General features: G+C 72.3%; 21 protein-coding genes. 8 read left to right on the top strand and 13 right to left on the bottom strand.

The window, feature by feature from the left end; all coding sequences use genetic code 11:
* Window positions 1-32: 32 nt before the first annotated feature.
* Window positions 33-227 (top strand): hypothetical protein, encoded by a 195-nt coding sequence (locus tag AC2D8W_RS09425; RefSeq protein WP_293484455.1) that lies wholly within the window; start codon window positions 33-35, stop codon window positions 225-227.
* 8 nt (window positions 228-235) lie between these two features.
* Here AC2D8W_RS09425 and AC2D8W_RS09430 read toward each other — a convergent pair whose 3' ends face one another.
* The gene (locus AC2D8W_RS09430; protein ID WP_484671321.1) at window positions 236-856 is read right to left on the bottom strand and encodes a class I SAM-dependent methyltransferase; all 621 of its coding nucleotides are present in this window, start codon (window positions 854-856) and stop codon (window positions 236-238) included.
* 8 nt (window positions 857-864) lie between these two features.
* Entirely contained in the window at window positions 865-1905 is a 1041-nt protein-coding gene (locus AC2D8W_RS09435) for a DUF2125 domain-containing protein (RefSeq protein ID WP_484671322.1), read from the bottom strand.
* Between the two features lie 32 nt (window positions 1906-1937).
* Between AC2D8W_RS09435 and AC2D8W_RS09440 the strand changes: the two genes are divergently transcribed.
* Complete coding sequence (locus AC2D8W_RS09440; RefSeq protein ID WP_293484460.1) at window positions 1938-2474, top strand: gamma-glutamylcyclotransferase; 537 nt, start codon at window positions 1938-1940, stop codon at window positions 2472-2474.
* A 40-nt stretch (window positions 2475-2514) separates the two neighbouring features.
* Here AC2D8W_RS09440 and AC2D8W_RS09445 read toward each other — a convergent pair whose 3' ends face one another.
* Genes AC2D8W_RS09445 through ftsE form a run of 4 tightly spaced genes read right to left on the bottom strand, consistent with a single transcriptional unit; the run spans window position 2515 to window position 5474 of the window.
* The gene (locus tag AC2D8W_RS09445) at window positions 2515-3219 is read right to left on the bottom strand and encodes a lysophospholipid acyltransferase family protein (RefSeq protein ID WP_484671323.1); all 705 of its coding nucleotides are present in this window, start codon (window positions 3217-3219) and stop codon (window positions 2515-2517) included.
* 10 nt (window positions 3220-3229) lie between these two features.
* Window positions 3230-3862: a YdcF family protein gene (locus tag AC2D8W_RS09450; RefSeq protein ID WP_484671324.1), complete on the bottom strand. Its 633-nt coding sequence runs from the start codon at window positions 3860-3862 to the stop codon at window positions 3230-3232.
* Window positions 3862-4752, bottom strand: coding sequence for a cell division protein FtsX (locus AC2D8W_RS09455; RefSeq protein ID WP_484671325.1), 891 nt, complete (start codon window positions 4750-4752; stop codon window positions 3862-3864). The genes AC2D8W_RS09450 and AC2D8W_RS09455 overlap by 1 nt, the downstream gene beginning before the upstream one ends.
* A complete protein-coding gene (gene ftsE / locus AC2D8W_RS09460; RefSeq protein ID WP_293484468.1) occupies window positions 4749-5474 on the bottom strand; it encodes a cell division ATP-binding protein FtsE in 726 nt (241 codons plus the stop codon). Before ftsE ends, AC2D8W_RS09455 begins: the two co-directional genes overlap by 4 nt.
* Before the next feature lie 57 nt (window positions 5475-5531).
* Here ftsE and AC2D8W_RS09465 point away from each other — a divergent pair, with 57 nt between their 5' ends.
* Together AC2D8W_RS09465 and AC2D8W_RS09470 are read left to right on the top strand one after the other, a co-directional pair.
* A complete protein-coding gene (locus AC2D8W_RS09465) occupies window positions 5532-6407 on the top strand; it encodes a DUF3426 domain-containing protein (RefSeq protein ID WP_484671326.1) in 876 nt (291 codons plus the stop codon).
* Window positions 6400-6921 carry a phosphoribosyltransferase gene (locus tag AC2D8W_RS09470; protein ID WP_484671327.1) on the top strand — a complete coding sequence of 174 codons (522 nt, stop codon included), beginning with the start codon at window positions 6400-6402 and terminating at the stop codon, window positions 6919-6921. Before AC2D8W_RS09465 ends, AC2D8W_RS09470 begins: the two co-directional genes overlap by 8 nt.
* Here the strand turns inward: AC2D8W_RS09470 and AC2D8W_RS09475 are convergent.
* Entirely contained in the window at window positions 6918-7589 is a 672-nt protein-coding gene (locus AC2D8W_RS09475; RefSeq protein WP_484671328.1) for a PEPxxWA-CTERM sorting domain-containing protein, read from the bottom strand. The genes AC2D8W_RS09470 and AC2D8W_RS09475 overlap by 4 nt on opposite strands.
* Window positions 7590-7724: 135 nt before the next feature.
* On the opposite strand from AC2D8W_RS09475, the gene AC2D8W_RS09480 reads away from it, so the two are divergent.
* Together AC2D8W_RS09480 and AC2D8W_RS09485 are read left to right on the top strand one after the other, a co-directional pair.
* Entirely contained in the window at window positions 7725-8288 is a 564-nt protein-coding gene (locus AC2D8W_RS09480; RefSeq protein ID WP_484671329.1) for a helix-turn-helix domain-containing protein, read from the top strand.
* Complete coding sequence (locus tag AC2D8W_RS09485) at window positions 8275-8748, top strand: GNAT family N-acetyltransferase (RefSeq protein ID WP_484671330.1); 474 nt, start codon at window positions 8275-8277, stop codon at window positions 8746-8748. The genes AC2D8W_RS09480 and AC2D8W_RS09485 overlap by 14 nt, the downstream gene beginning before the upstream one ends.
* A gap of 18 nt (window positions 8749-8766) precedes the next feature.
* Here the strand turns inward: AC2D8W_RS09485 and lysA are convergent, their stop codons facing one another.
* The 3 genes from lysA to argH are packed head-to-tail and all read right to left on the bottom strand — an operon-like array spanning window position 8767 to window position 11764.
* The gene (gene lysA / locus AC2D8W_RS09490) at window positions 8767-10050 is read right to left on the bottom strand and encodes a diaminopimelate decarboxylase (RefSeq protein WP_484671331.1); all 1284 of its coding nucleotides are present in this window, start codon (window positions 10048-10050) and stop codon (window positions 8767-8769) included.
* Window positions 10047-10346, bottom strand: coding sequence for a hypothetical protein (locus AC2D8W_RS09495; protein ID WP_293484482.1), 300 nt, complete (start codon window positions 10344-10346; stop codon window positions 10047-10049). Before AC2D8W_RS09495 ends, lysA begins: the two co-directional genes overlap by 4 nt.
* Window positions 10343-11764, bottom strand: coding sequence for an argininosuccinate lyase (argH, locus tag AC2D8W_RS09500; RefSeq protein ID WP_484671332.1), 1422 nt, complete (start codon window positions 11762-11764; stop codon window positions 10343-10345). Before argH ends, AC2D8W_RS09495 begins: the two co-directional genes overlap by 4 nt.
* Here argH and AC2D8W_RS09505 point away from each other — a divergent pair, their 5' ends adjacent.
* Complete coding sequence (locus tag AC2D8W_RS09505) at window positions 11765-12403, top strand: TlpA family protein disulfide reductase (protein WP_484671333.1); 639 nt, start codon at window positions 11765-11767, stop codon at window positions 12401-12403.
* Window positions 12404-12481: 78 nt separating this feature from the next.
* Here the strand turns inward: AC2D8W_RS09505 and AC2D8W_RS09510 are convergent, their stop codons facing one another.
* Window positions 12482-12883, bottom strand: a complete 402-nt coding sequence (locus AC2D8W_RS09510; protein ID WP_293484488.1) for a helix-turn-helix domain-containing protein — start codon at window positions 12881-12883, stop codon at window positions 12482-12484.
* A 259-nt stretch (window positions 12884-13142) separates the two neighbouring features.
* On the opposite strand from AC2D8W_RS09510, the gene AC2D8W_RS09515 reads away from it, so the two are divergent.
* Window positions 13143-13394 carry a hypothetical protein gene (locus AC2D8W_RS09515; RefSeq protein WP_293484489.1) on the top strand — a complete coding sequence of 84 codons (252 nt, stop codon included), beginning with the start codon at window positions 13143-13145 and terminating at the stop codon, window positions 13392-13394.
* Between the two features lie 18 nt (window positions 13395-13412).
* Here AC2D8W_RS09515 and AC2D8W_RS09520 read toward each other — a convergent pair whose 3' ends face one another.
* The gene (locus tag AC2D8W_RS09520; RefSeq protein WP_484671334.1) at window positions 13413-14897 is read right to left on the bottom strand and encodes an MBL fold metallo-hydrolase; all 1485 of its coding nucleotides are present in this window, start codon (window positions 14895-14897) and stop codon (window positions 13413-13415) included.
* A gap of 21 nt (window positions 14898-14918) precedes the next feature.
* Window positions 14919-15584, bottom strand: coding sequence for a TetR/AcrR family transcriptional regulator (locus AC2D8W_RS09525; protein ID WP_484671335.1), 666 nt, complete (start codon window positions 15582-15584; stop codon window positions 14919-14921).
* Between the last annotated feature and the right edge of the window lie 44 nt (window positions 15585-15628).

The following is a 15628-nucleotide window of genomic DNA, read 5'->3' on the forward strand; positions in this document are numbered from 1 at the left end:
CAAAACGGCACGCCGGCCTTGGAGACAAGCCGATGGCGTCTTCAGTTCTCGTGGCCCGCACCAAGCCGGACGGGCTTGAGTACCTTCTCCGCGCCGCTCCCGTGGCGTGGACCGATGCGTCGGAACTGGCGCAGCACTACACGACGGTCCGCGACGCCACGCGCGCGGCCCTGCGCCTGCCCAGCCGCTTCCGCGCGTTCGCCCTGCCGTTCCACGGCGAGGCCTGAGGGTCGCGTCAGGGGACCGCTTCGCCCCACTCGCTCCAGCCGGCGAACCGGGGCGCCCGCGGCAGGTACATGCTGTCGGAACGCTCGACGCGGAAGCCCGCCGCCTGGATGGCGCTGGTGACCGGCCGCGTCAGGTGGCAGCCGCCCGCGATGCGTTTCCAGACGGGCTCGATCCGCCGCTGCCATTTCGCCACCTCGGCGTCGGGCGAAAGCCCGTGCTCGGCGTAGAGGAAGCGCCCGCCGGGCTTCAGCACGCGCCGCGCCTCGGCCAGCGCGGCTGACGGCGTGCAGACCGAGCACAGGGTGAAGGTGCACACCACACAGTCGAACGACCGGTCCTCGAAGGGGAGGGCCTCGGCCGTCCCGTCCTCGACCGCCACGGCGATGCGGGGGTCCCGCGGCGCGGCCTCGGCGATGCGGCGCAGTTCCGGCGCCGGGTCGACCCCGGTGACGCTCGACACCTTCGCCCCATCGTAGAAGGCGAGGTTGAGGCCCATGCCGATGCCGAGCTCCAGAACCCGGCCCTCCGCCTTGGGAACCACCTTCTGCCGCTGCTTCGCGATCGGCGGCGCCGAGCAGGCGCACTTCAGCAGGCGGGGCAGGACGAAGCGGTCGTAGAGCGAGGCCATGGCGCAGCTTAGCGCGTCTCGTAGACCTTGGGCGCCCTGGCGATCGCCACCGGGCCCAAGGTGGTCTGCCCGGCCTGGAAGTAGAGGGTCATTCGGGCGAGGTCCCCGGTTTCACGCGCGCCGGCCACGGCCGCGGCCGCCACCGCCGTCTCGCGCGGGATCGTGCCGGTGTCGCCCAGGGCGCCGATGGCGCGGGGCGCCTGGCGAAGCGAGACGTCGAGGCTGCCCGTCAGCCGCCCGTCCGAGTCGACGCCCAGCGAGCCGGCGTTGGCGCCGATGAGGGCGTCGCCGGCGGTCAGGCCGGCGCGCTTGACGCTCATCCGGCCGCCGGCGCGGTCCCAGTTGCGGACGGCGGTCGGCCAATCGGCGCCGCGGAAGGCGCTCATCTTCGTCAGGCGGCCGTCCCACTCGATGGAGATGGGTTTCTCGCCCGCGATCCGGCCCAGGAGGCCGGACAGCCGCGCCTTGCCGTCCTTGACCGTCAGCCACACGCCGCCTTCGTCGAGCGCGCTCGGCGCCTGGCGCAGGTGGAACTCGACGCGCTGAGCCTGCTCCAGCGCGAAGGGATTGGCGCCGGCCGCCGGCTGGAAGACCAGGTCCACGCCTTCGAAGGAAAGGTTGGGCGGCGTGTTCTGCAGGTGGCTGAGGCTGGCGCGGATCAGCTTGCCCTGCACGCGCACCGGACCGCCCTGGGGGCGAACGAACGTCAGGCCGTCGGGCGTCGCCACGAGCCAGTGGGTCGGCGCATGCAGGAACGCCTGCGCCTCGAGGCGCGGCGCCTCCAGCGCCCAGCCGGACCGGTCGCGGATGCGGGGGTCGGTGAGGGTGACGTTGAGGCGGAACGGGTAGCCGCCGATCGCCTGCGATTTCCAGCCCACCTCGTAGCCCGCCGCCTTCAGCTGGGACACGCCGGCCTCGAGGCGGGATTCGGCCTGTCCGCGGGCCCACAGCCAGAAGCCGCTCCACGCGACCACCAGGAGGAAGGCCAGCCCGAAGGCGATGTAGAGGGGCCAGCGGCTGAGTTTGCGGGGCGCGGTCGGATCGGGCACAGGGATATGGTCTTCGTGGCTTGCGGGGCGGGATGACGTCGGAACGGTGGGTCTTCGGCTACGGTTCGCTGATGTGGCGGCCGGGGTTTCCCTATGTAGAGCGCCGGACCGCTACGCTACATGGGCGCCGGCGCGCTTTCTGCATCTATTCGGTGCATCACCGCGGAACCTACGCGCGGCCGGGGCTGGTGCTGGGCCTGGCGCCCGGCGGCGCCTGCCGGGGCGCGGCCTACCGCGTCGCCGAGGACGACTGGCCGGGCGTCTACGACTATCTGATGGAGCGCGAACAGCCGACCGAGACCTACGTCGAGGCGCGGCGGCACGTCCGGCTGGACGACGGGCGGCGGGTGGAGAGCCTGTGTTTCCTGTCCGACGTCCGCCACGCGCAGTGGGCCGGCGCGCTCAGCCTGGAGCGGCAGGCCGAGCTGATCGCAGGGGCGACGGGCCTGTCCGGACGCAACGTGGACTACCTGCGCGACCTGGTGGAGCACCTTCGGGAGATGAACGTGCGCGACGCGGCCATGGAGCGGCTGCTGGGCATGGTCGAGGCGAGGGAGCTGGCGGCCTAGCCTCCGCGCGATCGCCCCGGCCTGCGCGGCGCGGAGGTCCCTAGAGGGCGAGCAGTTCGTTCGACCTGGTCTCGATCCGCTCTTCCAGGATCCGCATGAATTCAGCCCGCTTGAGGCCGGGGGGGATCGGCTCGAGATACTCGAACACGATGGTCCCGGGTCGGCGGATGAAGCCGTGCGCCGGCCAGTGCACGCCGGCGTTGGTGGCCACGGGATAGACCGGCACGTTCAGCTCGCGGTAGAGGGCGGCGATGCCGGGCTTGTAGTCGGGCTCGGCGCCGGGCGCCTTGCGGGTGCCTTCCGGGAAGGTCACGACCTGCTGTCCGCGCTTGAAGCGCTCGCCCCCCTCGCGGATCACCTGGCGCATGGTCTTCGAGCCGCCGTCCCGGTCGATGATGATCGCGCCCGCCTTCTTGGCGTACCAGCCGAACCAGGGGATCCACGCCAGTTCCTGCTTCATGACGAAGGCCGAGGCGGGCAGCCAGGTGAACTGGGCGAAGACGTCGAACATGCAGTGGTGCTTGGGCGCCACGAGCGCGGGCCCCGTCGGAATGTACTGCCGGCCGCGAACCTCGACCTTGATCCCGCAGATGCGGAGCAGGCCGGTCACGCCGCGGCCCCAGAAGTGGAACAGCGCGAGCGTCCAGCGCCACGGACCCAGCAGCACCGGGGTGGCGAGGATCGCGATCACCGCGGTCCAGAGGTAGAACAGCGCCACGTAGAGCAGCGAGCGGACGACGATCACGGCTTGGCCTTCAAGCTGGGGCCCCCTTTTCGGCCGCGGCGGGCGGATCGCGGGGACCGAGCCCCAGGACCGCCTCGCGCGCCAGGATCGCCAGATACTTGCAGTACTCCACGACCATCAAGCGCGCGGCGCCGGGATGGCGCCACCAGTCGCGGGATTTCAGCGACCGGGTCGGCACGGCGTAGGCCTGGGTCTCGATGCCGGCGGGTCGCAGCACGGCGTTCAGCTCCAGCATGGCCCGGGGCATGTGGAAGTCCGCCGTGACGACGATGAGCTCGCGGTAGCGCATGGCCTTCGCCCAGGCGAGGGTCTCGCGCGCGTTGCCCACGGTGTCGGCGGCGGTGAACCCGAGGTCGACGCAGCAGTCGTACAGGCGCCGGACCGCGCGGCTGACGTTGCGGATGTCCTCGCGCGTCGCCTTGCGGTCGACGCCGGACACCAGCATCCGCCGGCCGTAGCCGTCCTCGAGAAGCCCCATGGCGGCCGAGAGCCGGTCGTTCGAGTTCGCGCCGGTCAGGGCCACGACCCCTTGCGCCGGCGTCGGCGCGCAGGGCGGCGTCGACTGCTGGACGCGGGCGGCGAACGCCAGGAGCCCCGAGAACCAGATCAGCGCCACGACCAGGAAGACGGCGACCGACTTCATCAGAGCCGTTGTATCAGCCGCCGCGCCGTGATGCGCGCGGCGACGGCGGCCACCAGGGCGGCGAGGACGGGGCAGGGCAGGACCGCCAGCAGGTCGGCCCAGGCGATCGGCAGCGCCGGCGTGATCCCCTCGCCGCCGCCGATCAGGCGCAGCATGGCGCCGAGTGCGCCGGCCGCGACGGCCCCGATGGCGCCGGCGACGGCGGCCACGCGCGCGAACCGCAGCTCGAAGAGGTTGGCGATCTGGGCGTCCTCGGCGCCCGCAAGATGGAGCACCTCGACCACGTCGCGCCGGGCGGCGATGCCGGCGCGGGTGGCGAACGCCACCACCGCTCCGGCGGCCCCCGCGATGAGCACGAGGATCGAGGCCGCCGTCCAACGGACGACGCCCGCCGCGCCCCGGATGTCCTCGATCCAGACCGAGTGGTCGTCGACCACGGCGTCGATGCCCTGGGCCTTCAGCGCCTTGTCGAGCACGGCGGCCGTCGCGGGCTTGCGGTCGTCGAGGCCCACGGCCACGAGGCGCGGCACCGGCAGGTCCTCGAGGTCGGCCACGTCGCCCAGCCAGGGCCGGATCAGCTCGTAGGCCTTCTCCTTCTCCAGCGCGCGGGCCTCGGTCACGCCGGGAACCGCGGCGAGCGCCTCGGCGGCGCGGGCCGCCGCCGCGTCGGGCGTTTCGCCGCCGCGGGCGCGGACGATGACGGTCGCCTCTCCGGTCAGCTGGTTCTGCCAGCCGTGCGCGGCCCGGTCTCCCGCGATCACCATCAGGCCGGTCAGGCAGGCCAGGAAGCAGAGGACCGCCACGACGAAGATCAGCGCCGGGTCGCGCGCCTCGGCTTCGGGCAGGAAGGACGCAGGCTTCCAGCGCTGCGGGTCGAACGCGGCGCTCATTCGGCCGGCCCCATCGGCGGCATGGGGCGCAGCCGCCCCCGCTCCAGGTGCAGGACCGGACGGCCGGAGCGGGCCACGAGGTCCTGGTCGTGGGTCGCGATGATGACCGTCGTGCCCAGCCGGTTCAGCTCCACGAAGAGCCTGTAGATGCGCAGGGCCATCTCGTGGTCGACGTTCCCCGTCGGCTCGTCGGCCAGCAGGATCTCGGGCCGGTTGACCACTGCGCGGGCGATGGCCAGCCGCTGCTTCTCGCCCCCGGCCAGGGTCGGGGGCAGGGCCTCCATCCGCTGTCCCAGCCCCACCCAGGTCAGGAGCTCGGCCACGTCGTTCCGGTACTCCGCCGCCTTGTGCCCGGCGATGCGGAGGGGCAGGGCCGTGTTGTCGAAGGCCGAGAGGTGGTCGAGCAGCAGGAGGTCCTGGAACACCACGCCGATCCGCCGGCGGATCCGCGGCATCTCGCGCGCCGGCATCGCCGTCACGTCCTCGCCGAACAGCCGCACCGAGCCCGAGGACGGGCGGGCCGCCAGGTAGATCAGCTTCAGCAGCGAGCTCTTGCCGGCCCCGGACGGCCCGGTGACGAAGTGGAACGATCCCCGCGGCAGCGACAGCGAGACGTCGTTCAGCACCTCCGGGCCGCGGCCATAGCGCATCGAAACGCCGGCGAAACGGAGGATTTCGTCGGCCGTCGGGTCATCGGCGGCGGCGCTGGCGTTTCTGGACATGTGGGCCGAAATCGGCGACCTCGGTCGGGAGGGTGCTGGAGCGTCCGATTCGGCCCAATGATACTGACCTGTCCAGAGTGCGCCACCAGCTATTTCGTGGACGATCTCAAGATCCCGCGGGAAGGCCGGGTCGTGAAGTGCACCAGCTGCGCCGCGCGCTGGCGGGCCTTCCCCGAGACCGAGGAGACGGAGACGGCGGCGCCGCCCGCCCCGGCGGCGGAGCCGGCGCGCGGGTCCGAGTCCCAGCCGACCTCGTCGTCCGAACCCGCTGGGACCGATGACGACATCGAGGCCGTGGCGGCCCCCGCCAGGACGCGGGCCCGCAGGCCGCCGCCGGCCCCCAGGAAGCGTCCCACCGCCGCCCTGATCGCCGCGGGCGTGCTGACCGCCCTGATCGTGGCCGGCGGCGCGCTGGTGCTGCTGCGCGGGCAGGTCGCCGGCATGATCCCGGGAACGGCGCCGATCTTCGCGGCGATCGGACTGCCCGTGAACACGCTGGGACTGGGCATCGAGGGCGTGGTGGCGAAGGAGACGTTCGTCGCCGGTCGTCCGGTGCTGGCGGTGACGGGCGCCATCCGCTCGACCGCGGACGCGCCCACCATGGCGCCGCCGATCCGGATCAGCCTGCTCGACAAGGCGGGGGAGCCGCTGGCGAGCCTGGTGGCCGAGCCCCTCAACGCCAAGGTGCCGCCGGGCGCGAAGCGCTACTTCGCCGTCAACCTGCCGGATCCGCCGGCCGGAGCGCACGAACTGGAGATCGCCTTCGACCCGGGCGCCGGCCGGACGGCCCCTGCCGGGGCGACGCAGTCGGCTCCGGTGGAGCACGCCCCGCCGGCCGCGGCGACGCCGGTCGAGGCCCAGCCGCTGCCGCCCGGCAGCCCGGACGCCCTGCAGCCGCCGGCCCCCAAGCCCGACGCGGACCATCATGACTGAGCCCACCATCCTGATCTCCGAGACCGACGTCCTGGCTCGCGTCGAGGCGCTGGCGCAGGAGATCGCGCCGCGGATCGACGACGAAACGGTGGTGGTCTGCCTGCTGACCGGCGGCCTCTGGTTCGCCTCCGACCTCACCCGGGCGCTGGCGCGCGCCGGGCGGCTGGTCCGGTTCGATGCGATGTGGCTGGCGTCCTACAAGGACGAACGCCAGTCGTCGGGCCGGTGCGAAGTGCGCGCCGACCTGCAGCGCCCGATCGCCGGCCGCAAGGCCCTCGTGGTCGACGACGTGTTCGACACGGGGCTGTCGCTGTCCGAGGCGGCCCGGCTCGTGCGCGATTCCGGCGCCAGCGAGGTGCTGACGGCGGTCTTCGCCCGCAAGCCCTGGCCGACCCCGCGTGCGATCGAGCCCGACTACGTCGCCTGGGAGGCGCCGGGCCGTTTCCTCGTCGGCTACGGCATGGACGTGGCCGGCCAGATGCGCGGCCTGCCCTACATCGGCGCGATGGACTAGGCCGCCGCCGCCACCCGCCGGCGGCTGCGCAGCGCAGCGCCAGCCCCGCCGAAGCCCAGGATCATCAGCGCCCAGGTCCCGGGCTCGGGCACGGCGCCGGCCAAGCCGCCGACGCCCACGGTGAAGCCGTGCCAGTTCTCACTGGAGTCGGTGAAGCTGAGCGAGGTGAACGTGCCCTGGAACTGCAGCACCCCATGCACCTCTCCCGAGCCGAAGAAGCCGGTGTTCGTGCCGTTGACGCTGAACGAGCCGCAGCCCCAGAAGCCGCACCCTTGGCTGACGACGGTGAGCGGCGAGCTGAAGGTGACGTTGTTGCCGTTCCAGCTCGTGAAGGCGAGGTAGGGGTTCACCACGGCCTGGCTGAAGGTGATCGTCTTCTGCCCGCCAGCGTTCAGGGCGATGATGTCGGAGCCGCTGGGCCGGTTCACGACACCTTGGGTGTACCCGTTGTCCACCCAGTAGTCGGTCCCGCCGGCCGTCTGGGTGAACCAGATGGCCCCATCGTAGTCGACATCGATGACGTCGCTGCCGACCGTGATCACGCCGTCCACGTGCGTCGACGACGTCTGGGCCGTCCAATCGGCCCAGTTCACCGTGACCGCATTCGCGGAGGTGGCTCCGGCCAGGAGGGCGATGGCGGCGGTGGCGGCAAGCAGCTTGGTGGACACGTCGATCTCCCCGTTTGATCGGCCACCGTCGCAGGCGTGCTGGGAAAGGCCACCGGACTCTCCCAGGAGGCGAGGATCTGCACGTTGCCGGAAACCCGGTTTGCAGGCGCCTGAGTCGTCCTGTATCATAGACGCATGGATACTTTGGTGGACGACGCGCAGGGCCGGCTCGCCCGTCGGGTCCGGATGGAGCGGGACGCGCGGGGGTGGTCCCTGGCGGACCTCGCCGACCGCTCGGGGGTCTCCAAGGCCGCCATCAGCAAGATCGAGCGCGAAGAGGTGAGCCCGACCGCGGTCGTCCTCGTCAGGATCGCCGCGGCGTTCGACCTGACCCTGGCCGGGCTTCTGCTCCGCGCCGAGGGCGGCGGCCGGCTCAGCCGCGCCGGGGAGCAGCCGTCGTGGCGGGACCCTGAAACGGGCTACGTCCGCCGGCAGGTCTTCAGCCGTCCCGACCACCCGCTCGAGCTCGTCGCCGTCGAACTGCCCGCGGGCCAGCGCGTGGAGTTCCCCGCGTCGTCCTACGCCATGATCCGCCAGGCCGTCTGGGTGACGGCGGGCGAGCTCTCCATCGACGAGGGCGGCGAGCGCCACACCCTCGGTCCGGGCGATTGCCTGGGCTTCGGCCCGCCGGGCCCCGTCGTCATCGCCAACCGGTCGGAAAGGCCCTGTTCCTATGTCGTCGCCCTTGCCCGTCGCTGAAGTCCTGAACGTCCGCCTGGACGACCTGTCGGGCCAGCCGACCCGCGACCTCGTCGCCCTGCATCTGGCGGGGATGAGCGCCAACTCCCCGCCGGGCCACTGCTTCGCCCTCGACGACTCCGGCCTGGCCAGCCCGGACGTCACGGTGTGGAGCGCGTGGCGTGGCGAGGCGATCGCGGCGATCGGGGCGCTGAGGGCCCTGGGCGACGGGACGGGAGAGGTGAAGTCGATGCGCACGCACCCCGATCACCTGCGGCAGGGCGCCGGCGCGGCGATCCTGGAGCGGATCATCGCCGAGGCCCGGGCGCGGGGATATCGCCGGCTGAGCCTGGAGACCGGCAGCGGGCCGTCGTTCGAGCCGGCGCTGGCGCTCTATCGGCGACGCGGGTTCGTGAGCGGGGACGCCTTCGGCGGCTATGCGCCCAGCGCGTTCAACCAGTTCATGCACCTGGACCTCTGACCGGCCAGGCCTGCGGCCTCAGAGCCAGGGGGCCATCCGCTCGCGGTCCAGCATGTCCTCGTAGGTCGGGCGGGGCCGCACCACGGCGTAGCGGTCTCCCCGGACCAGCACCTCGGGCGCCAGCAGGCGGGAGTTGTACTCGCTGGCCATGGCCGCGCCGTAGGCCCCGGCGGTCATGAAGGCCACCAGGTCGCCCGCTTCGAGCGGCGCCAGCATGCGATCGCGGGTGAAGGTGTCGCCGGTTTCGCAGACCGGGCCCACGACGTCGTACGCGAGGGCGTCGCCCGGGCGCGGCTTCACGGGCCGGATGTCGTGGAAGGCGTCGTACATGGCCGGCCGCAGCAGGTCGTTCATGGCCGCGTCCAGCACCAGGAAGCGGCGGCCCTCGGGGCGCTCGTGCACGTGGGTCACGCGGGCCAGCAGCACCCCGGCGTTGGCGGCGATCATGCGGCCGGGTTCGAAGGCGAACTGGACGTCCAGCCCCTGGGTGGCGCGGGCGATCATCTGCGCATAGGCGGCCGGGGAGGGCGGTTCGGGCTGGTTGAAGTAGGGGACCCCGAGGCCGCCGCCCAGGTCGAGGCGCTCCAGGTGAAGGCCCTCGGCGCGGATGCGCTCGACCAGGCCCCGCATCTTGGCGAACGCGGCTTCCATCGGCGCGAGGTCGGTGATCTGGCTGCCGATGTGGCACGCGACCCCGACGGGCCGGACGCCGGCCATGTTGGACGCGTTGGCGTAGAGCCGCTCGGCCTCGGAGAAGCTGACGCCGAACTTGTTCTCCGCCTTGCCGGTGGAGATCTTCGCGTGACCGCCCGCGGAGACGTCGGGATTGACCCGGATGGCCACCGGAACCCGGCGGCCGAGGCGCTGGGCCACCCGGTTCACCAGGTGGAGCTCGGGTTCGGACTCCAGGTTGATCTCGGCCACCCCGGTCTCGATGGCGAAGGAAATCTCCGGCTCGGTCTTGCCGACGCCCGAGAAGACGATCCGCTCGGGCGGGACCCCGGCCGCCAGGGCGCGGCGGATCTCGCCCTCGGACACGACGTCGGCGCCGGCGCCCAGCCGGGCGAGCGTCCGCAGGACCGCCACGTTGGAGTTGGCCTTCACGGCGAAGGCGATCAGCGGATCCTTGAGCCCCGCGTCGATCAGGGCGTCGCGCAGCACGGTGAAGTGCCGTTCCAGCGTGGCCGACGAGTACACATAGACCGGCGTGCCGACCTCTTCGGCGATGCGCGAGAGGGGAACGTCTTCACAGGCGAGCTCGCCCGCCGCGGGGCCGCTCGTGGCGAGCTCGAAGTGGTTCATCTGCGGGGGTTGGCGTAGGGATCGGGCAGGGCGGTGGGCGGCGCGACGTCGCCGGGGCTCGGGTTGGTGCCCGGGATCGGAAGCGTCCGCGGCGGCGCCGGATCGGTGTCGCGGTCGCGCGGGTCGACGGTGTCGACCGGCCGGCTGGGATCCTGCTGGCGCTGCCGGTTGTCGGCGTCGGCCGTGGTGTTTCGCTCCGAACCGAAGAGGGGCCCCGGCCGCTCCAGCTGGCCTACCTTGCCGCAGCCGGCGAGGCCGGCCGCCAGGAGGATCGTCAGCGCCAATACGCGGGTCATGCCAGGGCTTCCTTCCAACGCTTGATCTGCGCCCGGACCTGGTCCGGCGCAGTCCCACCATAACTCTTCCGGCTGGCCGCGGATGCCTGTGGCGTGAGGACCCCGTAGACGTCGGGGCCGATGCCCTGGGACAGCGCCTGCAGCTCGTCCAGTGGCAGGTCCGCGAGGTCGCACCCCAGCTGTTCGGCGCGCTTCACGGCCGCGCCGGTGACGTGGTGGGCGTCGCGGAACGGCATGTCGAGGGTGCGCACCAGCCAGTCGGCGAGGTCGGTGGCCGTGGAGAACCCCGCGCCGGCGGCCTGCGCCATGCGCAGCGGCACGGGCTCCAGGTCGGCCACCATGCCGGCCATCGCCCGCAGGCTCAGCTCCAGGGCGTCGAAGGCCTCGAAGGTGGGGACCTTGTCCTCCTGCATGTCCTTCGAATAGGCGAGCGGCAGACCCTTCATCACCACGGTGAGCTGGGTGAACGAGCCGAGCAGCCGCCCCACCTTGGCGCGCACCAGCTCCGCGGCGTCGGGGTTCTTCTTCTGCGGCATGATCGACGAGCCGGTGGTGAAGGCGTCCGACAGCCGGATGAAGCCGAACTGCGGGGTCGTCCAGACCACGATCTCCTCGGCCAGGCGGGACAGGTGCACGCCGCAGAGCGACGCGGCGGCCAGCGCCTCGAGGGCGAAGTCGCGGTCCGAGACGCTGTCGAGCGAGTTGGCCGTGGGACGGTCGAAGCCCAGCGCCCGGGCCGTCATCTCCCGGTCGATGGGGAAGGGCGAGCCGGCGAGCGCCGCGGCGCCCAGCGGGCACTCGTTCATCCGCGCCCGCGCATCGGCGAAGCGGCCCGCGTCGCGGCCGAACATCTCCACATAGGCCATGAGGTGGTGGCCGAAGGTCACGGGCTGGGCCGGCTGCAGGTGGGTGAAGCCGGGCATCAGGGTGTCGGCGTGCGCCTCGGCCTTGGCGAGCAGGGCCGTCTGCAGCGCCCGGAGCTGGCCGATGGTGCGGTCGCAGGCGTCGCGAACCCACATGCGGAAGTCGAGCGCCACCTGGTCGTTGCGGGACCGCGCGGTGTGCAGCCGCCCGGCCGCCGGTCCGATCAGCTCCCGAAGCCGCGCCTCCACGTTCATGTGGATGTCCTCGAACTCCTCCCGGAAGGGGAAGTCCCCGGCCTCGATCTCGGCGGCGATGGCGTCGAGGCCGCCCTGGATCGCGGCCTCGTCCTCGCTTGTAATCACGCCCGCCTTGCGCAACATCGCGGCGTGCGCGCGGGACCCGGCCAGGTCCTGGGCCGCCAGACGCTTGTCGAAGCCGATGGAGACGTTGATCGCCTGCATCAGCTCGGCCGGCTTATCGGAGAACCGTCCGCCCCACATGGCCTGCCCTTCGGGGGCGGGGCGCTCGGGCGGGCTTTTTGAAGACGAGGTCATATGAGCGAGAGTCCAGCCGGTTCGAAGCCCAAGGGTGGGCTCCTGACCTGGGCCCTATGGATCGTCGCCCTCGCGGGCGTTGCGGCGGTTGTCTACATCATCGCTCAGGCTTCCACCAAGACGGCGCCGAGCGCGCCGTCGGCCGGCGCGTCCGCCACGGCCGGAAAGCCCGGCGAGGCGTCGTTCGCGAGCAAGGTCTCGACGCCGGAATCACCGACCCCTGCGCCCGACTACGCCTTCAACGACGCGGCCGGGAAGCCGGTGAAGATCGCCGACTTCAAGGGCAAGGTGGTGGTGCTCAACATCTGGGCCACCTGGTGCGGCCCCTGCAAGGTCGAGATGCCCACGCTGGCGAAGCTGGCCAAGGCCTACGAGGGCAAGCCGGTCGAGGTGGTCGTGGTGTCGATCGACACGCCCGAGGCGGCCGCGAAGGCGAAGCTCTTCATCGCCCAGAACGCCCCGCTGGCCTTCTACCATGACGGCCCGGCGAAGCTTCCGTTCAAGGCGAACGTGCCCGGCTTCCCGACCACGATCATCTACGGCAAGGACGGCGCCGAGGCCGCGCGGGTGGCCGGCGACGCGGACTGGTCGGCGGCCGAGCCGCGCGCGCTCATCGACAAGGTCCTGGCGGCGAGCTGACGCGCGAAGGCGCGGCGGGCGCGTCCGCCCGCCGTCCCCTCGGCTGCAAGTGTGGCCGTTGCGCCGGGGCGCTCGGCGTCAGGCCGGCTGGGCCTGCTTGCCCGCGGCGGCGGCGGCGAGCGCCGCCTGCTGCACCGTGAGCGCCCGCACCAGGTTGACCAGCGACGCCCGGATTTCCGGCGCCAGCTTCTCGTAGGCCGAGAGCAGCTCCAGCGCGCCCGGCGTGCGCATGCGGGTGAGCAGGTCGAGATCCTCGGCGGTTTCCTTGTCGGCGCCGTCGAAGACATCCATCAGGTCGGTCACGCGACAGCGGAGCGCGCGCGAGATCTGCACCAGGCGCGAGAACGAGATCCGGTTCGCGCCGTTCTCGTATTTCTGGATCTGCTGGAAGCTGACGCCGCATTGCTCTGCCAGAGCCTCCTGCGACATCCCGATCGTCCGCCGACGAATACGCACCGCGGCCCCGAGCGCGATGTCCATCGGATCCGGCGCCTTGGTAGACACCTCCGCCATACCTTCAACCCTCCCTGAAGCGGTGTCCCCGTCCGACACCGCAAGCCCAAGTTGCGACTAAAGGTCGTTTGTGCCGGAACTGCAAAGCTTTTTCAGCCGTCAGGGGATTCCCGTTCAACCTGCGGGTCACAGACCGCCGCCTTGCGACCCGAAGCCCTCGGTCAAGGTCTTGGTAACCGAAGCACCGCGGAACTGCGGGCCCAGGAGCGTTGTGATTCTCGAGGCCATGCGCGTCATCCAGTTGCATCAACCGTTCGACCACGGAGCGGCGCTTCGGGTTCCCCCGGCGCATGATCGGAAGAACTGGGCCGTGCTCTGGCAATGGCTCGGAGAGGACGCCCAGGCGGTCGCCGAGGCCGCCGCCGTCCAGGTGCGAACCCCCGACGGGCCCGTGGTCGCCCACGCCGGCGACTGGATCGTGCTGAGCCATTCGGGGAGCTTCCACGTGGCGCACGCGCTGCGCCCGCATCACGCCTGAGCCCCCGTCTCCGGCCGCTCAGAGCGCGAGGTGGGGCACCCGCCCGGCCTCGTAGGCCTTCGATCCCACGGGCAGGGTGTAGAGGCTTCCGTCGTCCGACAGGCGCCAGTCCCCCTTGCGCGCCTCGTTCATGCGGCGGGTGAAGATCCCGCGCAGGACGAAGTTATCCGGCGCGGGGATCAGGTGGTACAGCACCAGCAGCTTCACGCCGGCGCGGTTGGCCGTGTCCGCCGCCTCCTCGGGCGAGATGTGGTAGCTCTGGATGTCGGCCATGATGTGGGCCACGCGGTCGCGGCCGTTCTTGCGCGCGACGCCTTCGAGCGCCCGGACCATGTCGCGGTTGAGCGCCTCCGAGAACAGGATGTCGGCGCCCCGCGCGGCCTCCACGAGGCGCGGGTCGGCCGTCGTGTCGCCGGTGATCACCACGGAGCGGCCCCGGTAGTCGAACCGGTAGGCGTAGGCCGGCGAGACCGGCGCGTGGTTGGTCTCGATCGCCGTGATCCGCATGGCGCCGTCGTCGTAGACGACCGCGCGGTGAGGCTGGGGTCCCGTCATGGCGACCGGTCGCGCCTGCATCGGCGCCGTCTGGGGCGGCAGCATCCGGGCGGTGTGGTGGGCAGTGCGGTAGGCCTGGTCCTGGGCGAGGGCCGTGTTGAAGCCCGCGACCACCTGCTCGACGCCCGGCCCGCCGTAGACCGCGAGCGGCCCGGGTCGCCCCGCGACCCAGGTCTGCAGGTTCAGCTCGGGCAGGTCGCCGATGTGATCGGAGTGGAAGTGCGTCAGGAAGACGCCGGCGACCCGGTCCAGGGGCACGCCCCACTGCATCAGCCGCTCGGTGGATTCAGGACCGGAGTCCACGATGTACATCTTGCCGCCGGCCATCACCGCCACGCACGCCTTGGCGCGGCGGTTGCTGGGCAGCGGCGAGGAGGTGCCGCAGAGGGCGACCCGCAGCGCGTCGTCGCCCAGCAGCGCGGCGTTGTCCTGGGCCACCAGCGTCTGGGCGGCCCAGGCGAAGAGCCGGTCCTGGACCTGCGGCGCGCGCAGCGCCGCGGCCCCGGCCGCGACGAGGACGGCCACGAGGAGGAACAGGACCAGCACCGCGCGCAGGGACTTCGGCGCCGGATCGGCGGGGCGGCCCATGCCGCGCGCGTGCAGGGCCAGGGCGACGATCGCGCCGACCTCCACGGGCAGCGCGAGGGCAAGGCCCGCCGGGCTGCCGGTCGCCGCGAGGCTTATCAGGCGACCCGTGACGACCGCGCACAGCGCCAGAGCCGCCACCACCAGCAGGCTCCGGCGACGGCTCCAGACGCCGACCAGGCAGAGGGCCGAGAGGACCACGAACATGCCGCCCAGGTCGCCCCTGATCGCCGAGAGCCCCGGAACGCCCATGGGCGCGATGGCCAGGCGCGCGGCCAGCGGCTCGGGCGCGATCCACAGGCCGACGCCGAGGGCGGCGAACAGCAGCCCGTAGGCCGTGACGACGATCCGGGTGATGGGCATGGACGAGGTTCCTTCTGAGACTCAGCCGGCGGCGCCGGGCCCGAGGATGTCGGCGGCCGCGCGGGCGGCGACGGCTCTGGCCTGCGCCGGATCGAGGCCCAGGCCGCGCAGCAGGCCGGCGGCCAGGTCGCGGGAGAGCGCGGCGGCGCGCCGCCGCGCCGCCGGTTCGCCGCCCTCGGGCTCCAGCACCCGCGCCACGGCGATCTGCACCACGCCCACGGCCATCAGCACGGCGGCCTCGGCGCCGACGCCGCTGAACAGGCCCGAGGCGAGCCCGGCGCGGACGTCCGCGCGGACGCCGGCGTTGCTGGGGAAGTCCGGGATATGCGCCCCGCGGAAGAGCTGCAGGCCGACCCGCACCGCCGACGGGTCCTCCAGCGCCTGCCGGACGAAGCCGCAGAGCGCGCGGGCGATGCGCTCGGCGGGGTCGGCGGCGTCGGCCGCCACGCGCGAGGCCAGCCCTTCCACGCCCTGGCGCACCTCGTCGGCGACCGCCCGCGCCAGCGCCTCCTTGTCTGGGAAGTGGTTGTAGAAGCTGCCCTTGGCGACGTCCGCGGCGGCCACGATGTCGTCGATCGAGACCGCTTCCACCGCGCGCACGGCGAACAGCTCGTGGCCCGCCCGCAGGAGCGCGGCGCGTGTCCGTACGCGGCGGCGGTCGGGCTTCGGGACGGCGTTCAACGACAACCTGCGTTTCTTGACTGGTTCGTCACTATTGAACTAGACAGTCA

Source organism: Phenylobacterium sp. T106, assembly GCF_057219735.1.